Source organism: Pedobacter sp. FW305-3-2-15-E-R2A2, assembly GCF_038446955.1.
In the GTDB taxonomy this organism is placed as follows: Bacteria; Bacteroidota; Bacteroidia; order Sphingobacteriales; family Sphingobacteriaceae; genus Pedobacter.
Genome location: NZ_CP151803.1, coordinates 1,818,672 through 1,833,820 on the forward strand (window position 1 = coordinate 1,818,672; position 15,149 = coordinate 1,833,820).

At 43.8% G+C, this 15,149-nt stretch carries 13 protein-coding genes; 6 read left to right on the forward strand and 7 right to left on the reverse strand.

The features are described 5' to 3' along the window. The first annotated feature begins 14 nt into the window (after positions 1 to 14). The 4 genes from AAFF35_RS07555 to AAFF35_RS07570 are packed head-to-tail and all read left to right on the forward strand — an operon-like array spanning position 15 to position 7,283. A complete protein-coding gene (locus AAFF35_RS07555) occupies positions 15 to 3,476 on the forward strand; it encodes a TonB-dependent receptor (protein ID WP_342331817.1) in 3,462 nt (1,153 codons plus the stop codon). Positions 3,477 to 3,487: 11 nt separating this feature from the next. Further along, a complete protein-coding gene (locus AAFF35_RS07560; RefSeq protein ID WP_342331818.1) occupies positions 3,488 to 5,392 on the forward strand; it encodes a RagB/SusD family nutrient uptake outer membrane protein in 1,905 nt (634 codons plus the stop codon). Positions 5,393 to 5,411: 19 nt separating this feature from the next. After that, the gene (locus AAFF35_RS07565; RefSeq protein ID WP_342331819.1) at positions 5,412 to 6,590 is read left to right on the forward strand and encodes a DUF5000 domain-containing lipoprotein; all 1,179 of its coding nucleotides are present in this window, start codon (positions 5,412 to 5,414) and stop codon (positions 6,588 to 6,590) included. Between the two features lie 21 nt (positions 6,591 to 6,611). Then, positions 6,612 to 7,283: a DUF4998 domain-containing protein gene (locus AAFF35_RS07570; protein ID WP_342331820.1), complete on the forward strand. Its 672-nt coding sequence runs from the start codon at positions 6,612 to 6,614 to the stop codon at positions 7,281 to 7,283. A gap of 109 nt (positions 7,284 to 7,392) precedes the next feature. Here AAFF35_RS07570 and AAFF35_RS07575 read toward each other — a convergent pair whose 3' ends face one another. The 3 genes from AAFF35_RS07575 to AAFF35_RS07585 form a co-directional block, all read right to left on the reverse strand. After that, the gene (locus AAFF35_RS07575; protein WP_342331821.1) at positions 7,393 to 7,986 is read right to left on the reverse strand and encodes a sigma-70 family RNA polymerase sigma factor; all 594 of its coding nucleotides are present in this window, start codon (positions 7,984 to 7,986) and stop codon (positions 7,393 to 7,395) included. 199 nt (positions 7,987 to 8,185) lie between these two features. Then, positions 8,186 to 9,157, reverse strand: a complete 972-nt coding sequence (locus tag AAFF35_RS07580; RefSeq protein ID WP_342331822.1) for a zinc-binding dehydrogenase — start codon at positions 9,155 to 9,157, stop codon at positions 8,186 to 8,188. Positions 9,158 to 9,261: 104 nt separating this feature from the next. Continuing rightward, entirely contained in the window at positions 9,262 to 9,843 is a 582-nt protein-coding gene (locus AAFF35_RS07585) for a Crp/Fnr family transcriptional regulator (protein ID WP_342331823.1), read from the reverse strand. A gap of 164 nt (positions 9,844 to 10,007) precedes the next feature. Here AAFF35_RS07585 and AAFF35_RS07590 point away from each other — a divergent pair, with 164 nt between their 5' ends. Beyond that, on the forward strand, positions 10,008 to 10,148 hold the full coding sequence (locus tag AAFF35_RS07590; protein WP_342331824.1) for a hypothetical protein: 141 nt from the start codon (positions 10,008 to 10,010) through the stop codon (positions 10,146 to 10,148). 84 nt (positions 10,149 to 10,232) lie between these two features. Here the strand turns inward: AAFF35_RS07590 and AAFF35_RS07595 are convergent, their stop codons facing one another. From AAFF35_RS07595 to AAFF35_RS07605, 3 genes are all read right to left on the reverse strand, one after another. Continuing rightward, positions 10,233 to 10,994 (reverse strand): transporter substrate-binding domain-containing protein, encoded by a 762-nt coding sequence (locus tag AAFF35_RS07595; protein ID WP_342331825.1) that lies wholly within the window; start codon positions 10,992 to 10,994, stop codon positions 10,233 to 10,235. After that, on the reverse strand, positions 10,995 to 11,684 hold the full coding sequence (locus tag AAFF35_RS07600) for an aspartate/glutamate racemase family protein (protein ID WP_342331826.1): 690 nt from the start codon (positions 11,682 to 11,684) through the stop codon (positions 10,995 to 10,997). A 210-nt stretch (positions 11,685 to 11,894) separates the two neighbouring features. Beyond that, positions 11,895 to 12,803, reverse strand: a complete 909-nt coding sequence (locus tag AAFF35_RS07605; RefSeq protein WP_342331827.1) for a M57 family metalloprotease — start codon at positions 12,801 to 12,803, stop codon at positions 11,895 to 11,897. Positions 12,804 to 13,054: 251 nt separating this feature from the next. On the opposite strand from AAFF35_RS07605, the gene AAFF35_RS07610 reads away from it, so the two are divergent. Further along, entirely contained in the window at positions 13,055 to 13,942 is an 888-nt protein-coding gene (locus AAFF35_RS07610) for an AraC family transcriptional regulator (RefSeq protein WP_342331828.1), read from the forward strand. A gap of 90 nt (positions 13,943 to 14,032) precedes the next feature. On the opposite strand, the gene AAFF35_RS07615 is transcribed toward AAFF35_RS07610, so the two are convergent. Continuing rightward, positions 14,033 to 15,004, reverse strand: coding sequence for a phosphatidylinositol-specific phospholipase C (locus AAFF35_RS07615; RefSeq protein ID WP_342331829.1), 972 nt, complete (start codon positions 15,002 to 15,004; stop codon positions 14,033 to 14,035). Positions 15,005 to 15,149 lie beyond the last annotated feature (145 nt).

A 15,149-nucleotide genomic window follows, 5' to 3' on the forward strand; every position in this document is an offset into this window, starting at 1 on the left:
ATCATTCTAATTCTATGAGAAAAAAGCAGCTACTTCATGCGGACGATTTTTTCTCCTTTTTACTGTTACTCTTGTTGCTGACCGGTCCCTCAATCCTGACGACCTCCACAGCACAGGCAACGGGCTTGAAAAAAAAGGAGGTCTTTTCCATCGGCTTTAATAAAGAACCCATTCTGGAGGTCTTCTCCAAAATTGAGCGGATTTCCGATTTACGGTTTTCGTATAGCCGGGAGGATATGAAAAAGGTAGTCCCGATTACGATGGCAGAGAAAGAAAGAAACATCATTCAGCTGTTAAAAGAACTGAGCACCAAATCAGGACTTAATTTCAACATTTCAAAGAACCTTGTTGCGGTCCTGCCCCGGAAAGATTTCGATCTGGAACCAGAGAAAAAAGCCATTCCTGTGCAGAAAGTAAAAGCAGATACGCTGATTCAGGGCGTAGTAATGGACAGCCTGCAAAGACCGCTTCCGGGAGTTTCCGTTTATGTAAAAACTAAGCTCGGCGTAGGGACAAGTACAGATGTCAATGGGCGTTACTCTATTAAAGTACCGGCAAATTCAATTCTCGTTTTCAAAATGGTGGGTTATATTTCCGTAGAGAAACCGGCCAATCAGCCCATTGTAAATGTGTCATTGAGAGAAGACAACTCTACACTCGATGAGGTTCAGGTAGTCGCATTTGGAACCCAGAAAAAGGAGAGTGTGGTCGGTGCGATTACGACGATTAAACCCTCTGAACTAAAGGTTCCTTCCAGCAACCTCACCACTGCCTTATCCGGACGTGTGGCCGGGATGATTGCCTACCAGCGCAGTGGAGAACCAGGACAGGACAATGCAGAGTTCTTTATCCGCGGTGCGGCAACTTTCGGCTATAAAAAAGAACCCCTGATTTTAATTGACGGATTGGAATTGACCGCAACGGACCTCGCTCGCTTGCAGCCCAATGATATTGCCAGTTTTTCTGTCCTTAAAGATGCGACCTCTGCAGCTGTTTATGGTGCGAGGGGAGCAAACGGGATTATCCTCGTGACGACCAAAAGGGGGTATGATGGGAAAGCGAAAATTAATCTTGAACATAATTATTCCTTGTCACAGCCCACTCAAAATATAGATCTTGCAGATCCCATTACTTTTATGCGCCTCCATAATGAGGCGATCTCTACCAGAGATCCCTTAGGGAAATTACTCTATTCGCAGAATAAAATTGATGCCACGGCTGCGGGAATTAACCCGATCGTTTATCCTGCCACAGACTGGATGGACCTCCTGTTGATGAAAACCACGCAGAACCAAAGAAGCAATTTAAGCATCACGGGTGGAGGAAAAGTAGCCAGCTATTTTGTAACCGGAACGATGAATAAAGACAACGGGATTATGAAGGTCGACAACCGTAATAATTTCAATAATAACATCAAACTGAGCTCTTACTCCCTGCGCTCCAATGTGGATGTCAACATTACCCCAACCACCCAGATGGCGGTAAGGCTTTATGGAAATTTCGATGACTATACCGGACCTGTTGATGGGGGAACAGGGGTGTATAAGAAAATTATGAATACCAATCCTGTCTTGTTCCTTCCTTATTATGCACCCGATGCAGCCAACCAGCATACCCAGCATATCCTTTTCGGGAATTCGGAAACCGGTGGTTTTCTAAACCCCTATGCAGATATGGTTAAAGGGTATAAAGATTCTTCCAGGTCATTGATGCTGGCACAGATAGAAATTAAACAAGACCTGTCTGGTTTCCTTTTCCCCGGATTAAAAGCGCGTTTGATGGCCAGTACACAAAGAAGGTCTTACTTCGATGTGCAGAGAACTTATAATCCCTTCTATTATAATTTAAGCAATTACGATAAATCGACGAATGAATATGTCTTAAATGTACTCAACGAATCCAGCGGAACTGAAACCCTGGATTACAGGGAAGGTTCCAAAGAGATTTCTACCTCTTCCTATATGGAAACAGCACTGAATTATGATGAGGTTTTTGGAGGTAAACATGCCATCAGCGGCATGTTGGTTGGCATCCTGCGCAATAGCATTGCTGCCAATTCCGGTTCCTTACAAGCTTCCCTTCCTTTCCGGAATGTAGGCTTTTCCGGGCGTTTCTCTTATGGCTATAACAGCCGGTATACGGCAGAGCTGAACTTTGGTTACAATGGATCGGAGCGCTTTTCTGAAGATAAACGCTTTGGCTTTTTTCCATCGGCAGGAATTGCCTGGAACATCTCCAATGAAGCTTTCTGGAGCGGACTAAAGAAGATCGTTTCCAGCTTTAAACTGCGTGCGACCTACGGTTTAATCGGAAATGACGCCATCGGCGATCAGAGCGACCGTTTCTTTTACCTTTCTGATGTTAACCTGAATAATGGAGATAGAGGGGCTACCTTCGGACAAAATTTTGAATATTACCGGCCCGGTGTATCGGTAAACAGGTACGACAACAGGAACATCACCTGGGAAACCGCAAGGAGGCTCAATCTCGGTTTCGATCTGCAGATCAAAGATTTTAACATCACTGCGGATTATTCAACCGATAAACGGGAAAGCATCCTGATGAACAGGGCCTTTATTCCGACTACCATGGGTTTATCTGCGGGAGTCCGGGCAAATGTTGGTGAGGCAAGGTCCAAAGCATTTGAATCCTCTGTCAATTATACCAAAAGCTTTGATAATTCCTTTTTTGTGAGTGCAACTGCAAACTTTACCTATGCCACCAACAGCTACCTGAAGGTCGAAGAGCCGGAGTATGCAGAAGCCTACCGTACCTTAGTGGGGCGTCCTTTAAATCAGCAGGAAGGATACATTGCGGAACGCTTATTTATAGACGAAGCAGACATTAAAAATTCTCCGGTGCAGACTTTCGGAACTTATTTACCCGGCGACATCAAATACCGTGATTTGAATGGCGACGGACAAATCACACCCGCCGATAGAATTGGTCTTGGTTTCCCAACTTCTCCGGAGATTGTCTATGGATTCGGTTTCTCGGTTGGGTATAAAGGCTTTGATTTTTCAAGTTTCTTTAATGGCCTGGGCCGTACTTCTTTCTGGATTACCAATTATCAGACAGATGGTGATCTGGCCAGAAATGGAGATACTTCTCCTTTTATTAACGATAGCCGGGCTTTATTATCTGCTTATGCAAACAGCCATTGGTCTGAAGACAACCGAAATTTATATGCCTTATGGCCACGCTTATCGACCAATAATATTGCGAATAACAGTCAGACGAGTACCTGGTTTATGCGTAATGGCGCTTTGCTCAGGTTAAAACAGGTAGAATTGGGCTATACCTTTCCTACCAAAATGACGAGCAAATTCTACATTCAAAAGCTAAGGATTTATGCCAATGGCAGCAATTTGCTCACGTTTAGCAAATTCACCCTCTGGGATCCCGAGCTGGGCGGTAATGCCTTCAATTATCCGGTTCAACGGGTATTCAATTTTGGTGTTAATGTGACCTTTTAACAAATAAAGAAATGAAGAAACTAAATATACTAATCCTGATCATCGTACTTTCTACGCTGAATTCCTGTAAGAAATACCTGGATGTTGTTCCTGATAATATCGCCACTATCGGCAGCGCATTTTCTATGAGGTCGCAGGCAGAGAAATTTCTGTTTACCTGTTATTCTTACCTGCCAAGAGAAGGTTCTCCCAGTGAAAATCCGGCCATGCTTGCGGGCGATGAATACTGGTTTTTTGACAACATTAAAAATATTGACCCTACGGCCTGGCGCATTGCAAAAGGGGAGCAGGGCGTCACCAGTCCTTATCTTAACTTTTGGGATGGAGAGAATCTGGGACAGCCTTTGTTCAGAGGGATCAGAGACTGCAATATCTTTCTTGAAAACATCAATTCTGTACTGGATATGAGTGATTTTGAGAAGAAAAAATGGAGGGCAGAAGTGAAATTTTTAAAAGCCTATTATCATTTTTACCTCCTGAGGATGTATGGACCAATTCCCATCATTGATAAAAATATGCCCGTTTCGGCTTCGCCTGAAGAGGTCAAGGTATTCCGGCAGCCCATCGATAAATGTGCAGATTACCTTGCCGGATTGCTGGATGAAGCGGCAACAGATTTACCCAACATATTAGATAAGCCGACCACAGATCTTGGACGGATCACCAAACCGATTGCTCTGGCGATTAAAGCAAGGATGCTGGTGCTCGTGGCCAGCCCTCTTTTTAATGGGAATCCTGATTTCTCCAGCTTGCAGAGTCCGGATGGAACTGTACTTTTTAATCCGGCTCCAGATCAGAAAAAATGGGAACGTGCTTTATTGGCCTGCAACGAAGCGATTTCTGTAGCAGAAAGCGCAGGCGTTAAGCTATATGAATTTATCCCTAACGCAACTACCGGCGCACTTTCTCCGGAAACGTTAAGAACGCTGAGCATTCAGAATGCCGTGACGGAAAGGTGGAATACGGAACAGATTTGGGGGGCTTCCAACAGTCGTACCTACGATCTGCAAAGAAAAGCCCAGGCGAGGTTAGACCCCTCAAAATTCCTGAATGAAACGGTACAGTCTATTCTTGCTCCGCCGATTAAGATTGCAGAGCTGTTTTATACCCGCAATGGCGTCCCGATTACAGAAGATAAAACCTGGAATTATGCCAACCGCTTAAATCTGAGAACAGGTACGGAAAATGAAAAATTTTATATCAAACCAGGTTACCAGACCATAGAATTGCATTTCAACAGAGAATCCCGTTTTTATGCCGATATGGGCTTTGACGGAGGAATCTGGTATGGTCTGGGGAAATTTAAAGACGGAAGCGATGTATGGCCTATAGAAGCACGGGCGGGCGGGACAGCCTCAAGAAAAGGAGCGCAGCTCTATTCCGTAACGGGATACTGGCCCAAAAAGCTGGTCAGCTATTTAAATGTCATTAACGATGGTTCGGATTATAGGGTCCTGGATTATCCATGGCCAATTGTTCGCCTTGCCGACCTTTACCTGATGCATGCTGAAGCCGCGAACGAAGTCAGAGGGCCGGGACAGGAAGCCTACCAGTACCTGGATAAGGTGAGGAACAGGGCGGGATTAAAAGGAGTGGTAGAATCCTGGGCAGCATTTTCAACAAATCCTGCAAAACCAGGATCAAAAGATGGGTTAAGGGAAATTATTCATCAGGAAAGGTTGATCGAAATGGCATTTGAAGGAAGCCGTTTCTGGGACCTTCGCCGTTGGAAGGAGGCGCCCGCAGTGCTTAATGGACCGGTAAAAGGATGGGACCTGGAGCAGGAAACTGCAGAAGGGTATTACCGCCAGAAAACATTGTATGTGCAGGCCTTTGCCCTGAAAGATTATTTCTGGCCGATCAAGGAAGGTAACATCACGGTCAACAGAAATCTGGCTCAAAATATTGGTTGGTAGACATTAGAAAAACAGCATTATGAAAATATATAAATTAATGGTTCCTGTGCTTTTATTCGCCATGATGTATGGTTGTAAGGAAGACAACGGCTTGAATAAACCCTTGTTTAAGGACGGGCAGAAGCCGGGGGTGGTGACCGGTGTGGTCGTAACGAATAAAAATGGCGCGGCAAAGATTACCTATAAAATTCCTGCAGACAATGACCTGTCTTACATCAAGGCAGAATACGAAATCCGGCCGGGGGTAAAGAGAGAAATAAAAGCTTCTTACAGTAATGATTCCCTGATTGTGGATGGTTTCGGGCAGACCAAAGCTTATGAGGTGAAGCTGTATGCCGTGGATAAAGGAGAGAACCTGTCGGATGCCGTAACGGTTACGGTAAATCCATTAAGTCCTCCTTTTACAGAGGCTTTTAAGGAACTGGTTTTGAAAGATGATTTCGGAGGAATGAATGTCGCCTTTACAAACAAAAACGAATCGGATATTGCCATTGTGGTGATTATGCCGGATAAAAATGGGGAGATGGCTGCGATTGATACTTATTATACGAAAGCAAAACTAGGGAATTTTAGCATCAGAGGATATGAGCCGAAACCGATACGGGTAGGCGCTTATATCAGGGACCGTTTTGGCAACTTGTCTGATACCTTGTTTAAAGAGATTACACCCATTCTGGAAATCAGGCTCGACCGTACGAAATTCAACAAAGTGCAGCTCCCCACCGATAGGGGGGATGGTTATGGCTGGGTGATGGAAAATCTATGGAACAATTCTACCGGTGGAACTGGTTTTCATACCAATCCCGGGCTGGGACTGCCGCTTTGGTTCACCTTTGATCTTGGAACCAAAGCGAAATTGAGCCGCTTTAAAGAATATCAGCGTGGAGAAAATTACTATGAATTTAACCATGGCAATGTCCGGAAGTTTGAACTTTGGGGATCCAATGATCCTCCTTCAGATGGAAGCTGGACGAATTGGATTAAACTGGGTGAATATGAATCTTTGAAGCCTTCCGGACTTCCCAATGGGCAGAATTCATCTGAAGACATCAAGTATGCGCAGGCAGGAGAAGAGTTTAATTTCGATATCAATAATCCACCGGTCAGGTATATCCGTCTTAAAATGCTTCAAAACTGGTCTAATACCGACTTTATACACATTATGGAACTACAATTCTGGGGACAACCTGAGTTATAAATCAATTAAGAATTACGCATCATGAAATATATCATCATATTGTTATTGGCCGTTACATTGGCGGGCTGTTCCAAAATGGGAGATCCCATTGCAGCATACGTGAAAAATGGGGAGCTCATTTACGCAACCCGTGTAGATTCCCTAAAGGTGATCGGAGGCAAAGAACGGATCAGGCTGACCTGGATCCTCCCGCCGAATAAAACAGCGGTTAAAACCATCATTCACTGGAATGCCGGTAAAAACACAAAAGAGTTTATTTTGCCCGCTTCAGCTACGGGTATGTATGAAGGGCTTCTGGATCCGATGGCCGAAGGTTCTTATTTATTTAACGTATTTACCGAAGACCAGATCGGGAATAAATCTGTAGGCTTAACCATTGCCGGAAGTGCTTATGGTAACAATTACCAGAATTCAATTCTAAACAGAAATATTGTTTCCACGTCGGTTAACCCAGATTCTGTCCTCATCAACTGGGGCAGTGCAGAGCGGGGAAATGTAGCCACAGCGCTGACCTATACCGATGTTGATGGTATAGACCGCAGGCTCCTGGTTAAATCTACGGAACAAAAATCAGTGGTCAAAAGGGTGAAAAAAGGAAGTTCAATTGCCTTTCAGGGCCTTTATCTTCCGGAAGCCTTATCTACGGATACTTTCAGGGTCGCAAAGAAGGATTTTTTACTGGTTGATCCTTAGCGGGATCCGCTTAAAAGAAAAAGACAGGAGAGCGGGCCGGGAGTCATCCTGATCCTCTTTCCTGTCTTTCTATGAACCAGATTTCTGCTCTTTTGAGGGGCCTGGTTCTTTATCTTTTGAGGAGCCAGATCAGGATGTACATTGGAATTTTTAAATCGGTCCTTAAAATTTTGATCGCCTGGTGGATGTTGTTGTAAACGGTTTGTGTCGCCAGGCCCGTTTTTTCTGAAATCTCAGTATACTCCAGGTCCTCATAGAACCGGAGCATGATCAGTTGCTTTTGTCGCCCTGTTAATTTGTTGATGGCTTTAAATATACTGTCCCTAAGTTCTTCTTCCACCTGTAATTCAATGATGTAATCCATGATGGATCGTTCAAAGGTTTCCACTGTTGGAAGGACCGCTCTGTTGATGACCGCTTTTTCCCTGCTGATCTTCCGCCGCAGATAAGTAAACAGATAGCTTTTTACATTGCTCACGGGTTTAAGACTCAGCCTGTTTTCCCAGAGTTCCAGAAACATCTGATTAATGGCATCCTCCACATTTTCCCTTTCCTTAAAAAGGATAAAAGCATAATTGAACAGGGGATTGTAGAGTTGCTTATATAAGTTGAAAAGTGCAGGTTCTTCTCCTGCCCTCAACCCGATCCATAATGACTGCTGGTCATTAAGATCGATCTTCATCTTTGCTTCCAGGGTAGACATCTGATTTTCTTTGAAATTTATTATTGGTCATTTCAAAGAACGCATTTTACAGCTTAGTTTAGTTTATCATTTTGTCTATTGATTAAGTGATTTTGGCGAAGGAAAGCCAGATTTCTTCGCCATTTTCTCCATCCCGGCCGGGCACATATTCCTTCATTTTCCTTTATCGGCGGCATGCCCGTGACTTTAGGCCTGGTGTCTACATCAGGATCACCAATCTTTTTCCCGAATCGATGTCCTCGTTCCATGCGCTTTCGACCTCTTCAAGCGGAGCGGTGACCGTATCAATTTTTAACTTTCCATCGGCAGCGAGCAGGAACATTTCCGGTAAGACCTCTTTGAAGAGTTGTTGCATCAATCCTTCCGATAAGCTCCCGATTCCCGAACCAATCAAGGTGATGTCAGCACTTCTCAGTATTCCCGACGACAACCGGATCTGGTCGCCAGCCATTCCTCCAACGGTAACAAAACGCAGGGGATGTGTGAATTTCCCTTTTCCGCCTAAAGCCTGAAGGATCAGTTCGGCCGGATGGCCCCATAGATAATCAATCATCGAATCAATGGGAGTATGCAGGTGGATTTCTCTGATGGCCTGAAGGATTTCATCATCAGTCCCTTTTAAGGAGATGACCTGATCAACGCCAAGGGCTTTAAGGCTTTCCAGGGAGGCTGCGTTTCTACCGGTAGCAATCACTCTTTTGGCACCATAGTGTTTTGCAATCTGCACAGCAATCCTGCCGGTAACACCTGTTGCACCATTGATCAATACCGTATCTCCGGGTTTAACTTCTGCACGGTAGCGCAACCCTGCTGCTGCCCCAAGAACTGCATTGGGTAATGCTGCTGCGGTCACCTCATCGAGATGATCGGGTAATCGGACGAACCGGTTTTTATCAATCAAGGCTTTTTCTGACATCATGCCCTGAAGACCTGGGGCATAAACCCTGCTGCCGTCTTCCAATACACCAACACCGTCTATGCCAACCACTATCGGTTGAAATGAACCTGTATTGCTGGAATAATGTGCGCCACTGGCGATGCTTTTGTCAAGATTTTTTACCGAGGCTGCTTTAATGCTGATCAATAACTGATCTGGATTTTGAGGAATTGGGGTGTTAAATTCTCCATATTTTGGGGTTTCGCCAAGGGCGTATAATATTGCTGCTTTCATTTATTTGTTTTTAATAGTGAGGCGGAACCTTTGGTTGGGTTCCTATTCTTTTTTAACAAAAGTAGCGGCAATAAGCAGGATGGACGATAACATATGTTATCAAATCAAACCCGCTTTTCTTTAAGGATTTTGTTCTTAATCCTGCTCAAATGAACAGAGGTAATTCCGAGATAAGAAGCGATATAATGTTGTGGAACCCGCTGAATCAACTTTGGTTTCTCCCTGAGCAGGTTTAAATAACGCTCCTGGGGGCTATGTCTGATGAAAGATAGGAATTCCTTCATGTAGTGCAGCTGCCTTTCCATCATCACATTCATCATTTCCCTGAGTACTGCAGGCTGCTGCTCCAGTTCCTCCATCATCCGGTTGAAATCCTTCTTTTGAAGCACATGAAGGACACAAGGTTCTATTGTTTCAATGCTAAACATGCCTGGGATGTTTTTCCGGAAACTTTCCAGAGAGGAGAGCCCCTCGTTTTCAAAGAAAAACTGGAAGGTGGTATCTTTACCATTGTTGTTAAACCAAACCCTCAAACAGCCTTTCTCGATCAGGAAAGATTTCTTTGAAACCTCGCCTTCCGCCAAAAGAATGGTTTTTGCAGGCACTTCAATACGTTGATGCATCGCCATAAAGGCATCCCAATACTTTGCAAGCTGCGGCAGTTGTTCCTTAAATTGAAAAAACATATCGATGGTTATTTTTCTCTAACATAAGAAATAGTAAAGAATGATTGTTGTTTTTTCTTTTAATGTAATTAATTCGTAGCTTGTTTTCTAATCAAAACAAAACCGAATTTAAACTTAAAACAATGGAAAAATCATTAAATCTAAGAAAACTGAATCGCGCCGAAATGAAAAACGTAATGGGCGGTACTGAGCCTAAAATTTGCTGGACTGAAGGCGAGCGCGCCTGCGATTTGTCCTGCAGAGGGAACGACGGTCTGGGGAGTGGATATTGCGACGAAAGAGGCAATTGTAATTGCGACAGGTAAGCTTCGAACCAGGCCAAACTGAACATGGGGCTGATCAATTGTTGAAATTGAATAGCCCCATGTGCTGATTTGATCAGCGACCTGCTATTTTCTATATGGAGTACCTTCAGTAACCTTTGGCTTGACTTTTAACCAACGATTTACTTTCTGCAGCAAAAGGGTATCTTTTTTGGCATACATAATGGCCTTTGCATAGGGAGGACTGATGTTTTCGTCCAGTCGGAGCCAGGAAAGTTCCGGGTGTTTTGTTTGCTGATATTTTGCCTCTGTCTCATCCGTAAACATGACATCCGCAGTTTTATTCAACAAGGCTTTAAAAACCTGCTGATTGTCGGCAATCACCTGCAGGTTTGCCTGTCGGATGTGCAATCGGGCAAACGCTTCATTGGTTCCTCCAATGTTTTCAATCACCCTGACGTCTGGCTGGTCTATAGATTTGAAATCCCGGAATCTGGATTGATCCGATAAACGAAAAACCGCCACTTTCCGGTCCAGCAGGAGCGGGGAGGAGAAATTAAATGTTTTTGCTCTGGCTGCATTGATGGAAATCCCACCCATCGCCAGGTCAAACTTGTTGGCCAGCAGGTCTTCGCTCAGCGTTTTCCAGGTTGTTTTTACGAACACCGCTTTTTTACCCAGATGTTTGGCGAGTGCCAATGCCATATTGATGTCTTCCCCGCTAAACTTACCGGTCAGGGTGTCCAGGCTGGTCAGGGGTGGATAATCACCGGTGGTGCCCACCCGAAGTATGGAATCCCTGCTGATTTTTGGACTACAGGCCACAAGCAATAAAGGAAGTAAAATACAGGCCAGATAATACCGGTAGAAATGTTGGATCGTGTTCATTTAAGAAAGGGAAAAATCTATGGCTGCTCTGGTGTGCAATTGTACCGTGTCAAATGAAGGGACAGGGATATCTTCCGGTTTCAGCAGTAAAGGAATTTCTGTACAACCGAGTATAATGCCTTCTGCACCTTCATTGATCAATCTCTGGATAATGGACAAATAACCGGCTTTTGTTTCCGCTTTAAAAATGCCCTGGGCCATTTCGTCAAAAATCGAAGCATGAATATAAGCCCGGTCTTCGGCATTTGGGATCAGCGTTTCAATGCCATGACCGGCGAGTTTTGTTTTGAAGAAATCAAATTCCATCGTGAACCGGGTTCCCAATAATGCCACCTTTTTTAAACCTTGTCGTTGGATTTCAACCGCTGTTGCGGTAGCCAGGTGGAGGATGGGCAAATGGGTTTCTTTTTGCAGCCTGTCTGCGATGTTGTGTGCAGTAGCGGCACATAAAACAATGGCTTCCGCTCCTGAGGCGGTTAAAGCATTGCAGGCCTTTAAAAACATTTGGAAAATGGTGTCCCAGTCGCCGGCATCGATATTCTTCTTGATGTCTGCGAAATTGAAAGAATAGATCATACACTCGGAGAAGTTTAATCCTCCCAGTTTTTCGTTAATTCCCTGATTGATGAGGGTATAATACTCTACTGTTGATACCCAGCTGGTTCCGCCAATAAGTCCTAATAATTTCATGTTTTCGTTTTGCTCATACTAAAGTACGATGTCTTTGGATTTCTCTATCTATTCTTTTAGAATTTTCATCTTTTAAACTTGCCGGAGCCGGCAGTTGACCTGATACATGGAGCACCATTAAAAAGGAGTTGCCGCAAGCTCTTCCATGGGTAGACCGGATGAACAGGGGCAACTCCTTCTTTATAAAATGCATCAACCGATGCAGATGAATTAATTTGTTTTTGGATATAAAGCTTTGATGGCTACAACATCACTGGCAGTGAAAGGACGATTCGTTCCATCAGAACAAGCCAGCATCCATGAACCTGGTTCTCCACCTACTGGTGTTCCCGGAATATGAATGGCACCAACTCCGCCATCGCCTTCATTACCCACACTGATGCCTAGTTGCCTTAAAAAAGCTTCCCATGGCGTTAAACCACAGCTATAGGTCCGGTCTGCGTAATCCGTATGTCTGAAACCAATCGCATGTCCGATTTCGTGGGCAACAACCGTTGCCAGTAGATTATTATTGGTAAAGTCTTTATTGTAATGGGTATTGCTGAGTTTAATCGGTGTTGCAGGATTTCCATTGGCATCCGGAAAACCGGCCGATTGTCCTAAAACTCTGGGATCGCTAAAAGTTTCTCCTTTGATCAGGATGTCTTCGGTCGTCGCTGAGGCCGAATCAAGTAAAGTCAGGGTTAACTTCAGGCTAAGGTCATTATACCTTTTAATGGCTTCTGTGGTGGCGTCTGTAAATACTTTCTGGGCCGCGCCTGCACTCACTTTTATTTTGAGGACTCTTGGTAATCCGGTGACCTGGAAGGTGGTTTTGTACTGCTCCGTAACTGGCTTGCCAGATTGCAGTTCTTTAATCAGGGCTGCCTGAGTAATCAGATCTGAAGGCTTCAGGAAGATGTCTCCTTCCACAATGTATCCGCCATCTGCTTTGAAAGCTCCTGTTGGCGAAAAACCAGCTTTGGCAATGCCGAGCTGTTCTTCTTTGGTTAAAACTGATCCTGTTTCTGTAGGTACCTCAGCATTGTTCCTGTTTTTTTTGCAGCTGATGATCGTCGTGAAGACCATCATCACAGCCAGGGTGATGGTCCCTGATTTGAATAATAGGTTTGTTTTCATAAATGGGATGAATAAATTTAGTTAATGGATTCAATATACTTAAAGCGCATATTCCCGCTATGGACTGTAGTGATTATGTAAATAATGTATATGCTTTTGTATAGAAAGTATACTTATCTGGTATGCTTTGTAGAAAGAGAAGACTATTTTTATTTCCTGTAGGCAATTTGAAGGAGAATGGGGTCTGTTCTTTAGAAGCTGTGTAATGGCTTTGTTACCTGCAAACCAAATATTTTAATTTCTCATTCAGAATGAAACCACAATTAATCAAATCGGCGGATAATTTAGGAAGCTCATTCCATGTGCGATTCGACCGTTCTCCGAACATTAATAATTTTTTACATTACCATCTTGAATCTGAACTGGTATATGTAAAGCGGGGAAAAGGCCGTTGGATCCTCGGAGAGGAAGAACAGCGGTTTGCAGAAGGGGATGTCTTGTTGATTGGCCCTGGTTTGGTTCACCGGCATCAGTTTGACGCAACCTACCTTAGTGAGCGTACCAGTCCTGGGGTAGAGCTCTTTGTGATTCATTTTGCAGAGAACTTCTGGGGCTCGGAATTTCTCTTTTTACCTGAAAATGCAGTGCTGAGAACCTTATTTGAAAAATCTAAAAGAGGTGTTTTTTTGCAGGATAGTACGAACCGGTATATCGGCTATTTGATGCACCGCATTGTTCATGTAAAAGGAGCTGCCAGAATCTTGTTATTGATGGATGTATTGATCTATATCGGGAACCTGTATACTGATGAAAATCTGATATGCACTGCAATGACTCCGAATGCAATGCCGGGAGCTGGAAACAAACCCATTCGTGCGATCTGCGACTATATCATGGCCAATTTTCAGCGAAAGATAGAAATTGAAGACATGGCCAGGATTGCCAATATCAGTCCGAATTCCTTTTACCGGTATTTTAAAACGGAGACGGGGCGCACCTATATGCGCTTCCTGATAGAAACACGTCTGAAATATGCTTGTCAGCTTTTAAGAAGAGGGGATTTAAGTGTGAAACAGGTGAGCTATGAAAGTGGCTTTTCCAGTCTTGCCGGATTCCACCGTCACTTCAAGGAAATGACAGGTTTAAGCCCTTTAAATTATCAGAACAGCAATTTATCGCAGATTAAGGGCTTTTCTTAACCTATATTAACGAGCAGCGAAGAGCAAAGATAAAAGCGTTAACTATAGAAAAGCCGACAGATTTGTCGGCCTTTTGTATTTCAGGTCTTTTTAGAAATTGGTATTTACGATCAACTGACTTCTGGTGGCGTCAATGAAATCCAATGGGATGATTCCATATCTTCCATGAGCAGCGCCACTGAAATAAGTATTGATCTTAGGGTTAATGGAATTGGCTACGGTATTGATGTTCGGAATTCCGAAGATCCCTGGTTTATAACCACTGCCGTAATTCACATATAGCTTTTTAACCGTGCTGTTTTTTGCTTCATTTAAAAGGCTTTCCACCGTTGTCCATTTTGCATTCAGGTCCTCTACCTTATAGTAATCCTGAATCTTTAAACCCGCAGCAGGATTGTTGATCTCAAAGGTGGTATTGTCTGCCCAATTGGTGGCATCGATTCCTTTGGTATTGCCTGTGCTGAATCTTCTCAGAAGTTTGATCTTTCCACGTACAGATCCTAAAGTAGAAATGCCATTTCCTAAGTCCCATTTTGAAGCATTCTGCGCCACATACGCATCAAAGGTTTGTTCAAAACTGCGGGTATTATCAGTAGGGGTATGTTCTTCTTTTACGCTCATGATGATCGTTTCGCTGGGATTGCTGTTCAGAAAACTGATGCAGGCATTCAGGACATCATCAAAGTTTAAGTTCTGATAGATCGCGCCATGGTGAATGGTGAAGCTGTTGCCGATATGTCTGCAGCGGATGTCCAGGTACCTTACACCAGCATTCAGCTGTTCTGCAATGCTTAAGTTCTGTGTTTTTGCTGTTCCGGAAATGGGTTCAGTCCTTGCACCTGAATCATGCGTACCCGGAATGGAAAGCTGGGCAAGGCTCATCGTGTCTGACAAAGCACCCATCCAGTTGTTCATGGTAAAGCTGGTTACAGTGGGAAGGGCCATGACTGATTTTTCGGATCTGATGCCCATTGGCGCATTTTCGGAGTTCTGTTTTTTACAGGCGGTAAAAGAAATGGCTGCGGCCAGGATGAGCTGGACTTTTAAGGGATTGATTTTCATAATGATTTAGGGTTTGATTTAAATAGTAAGATAGGAAATTAAATTGTTGTGCTCAAGCGTTTTAGCGTTTTGGTTAAAGGAATAATGCATGACCCTAAATAAACGTGTCTTTCATTAAAGCTGTGTTAATCAGTGATTAAGTTTT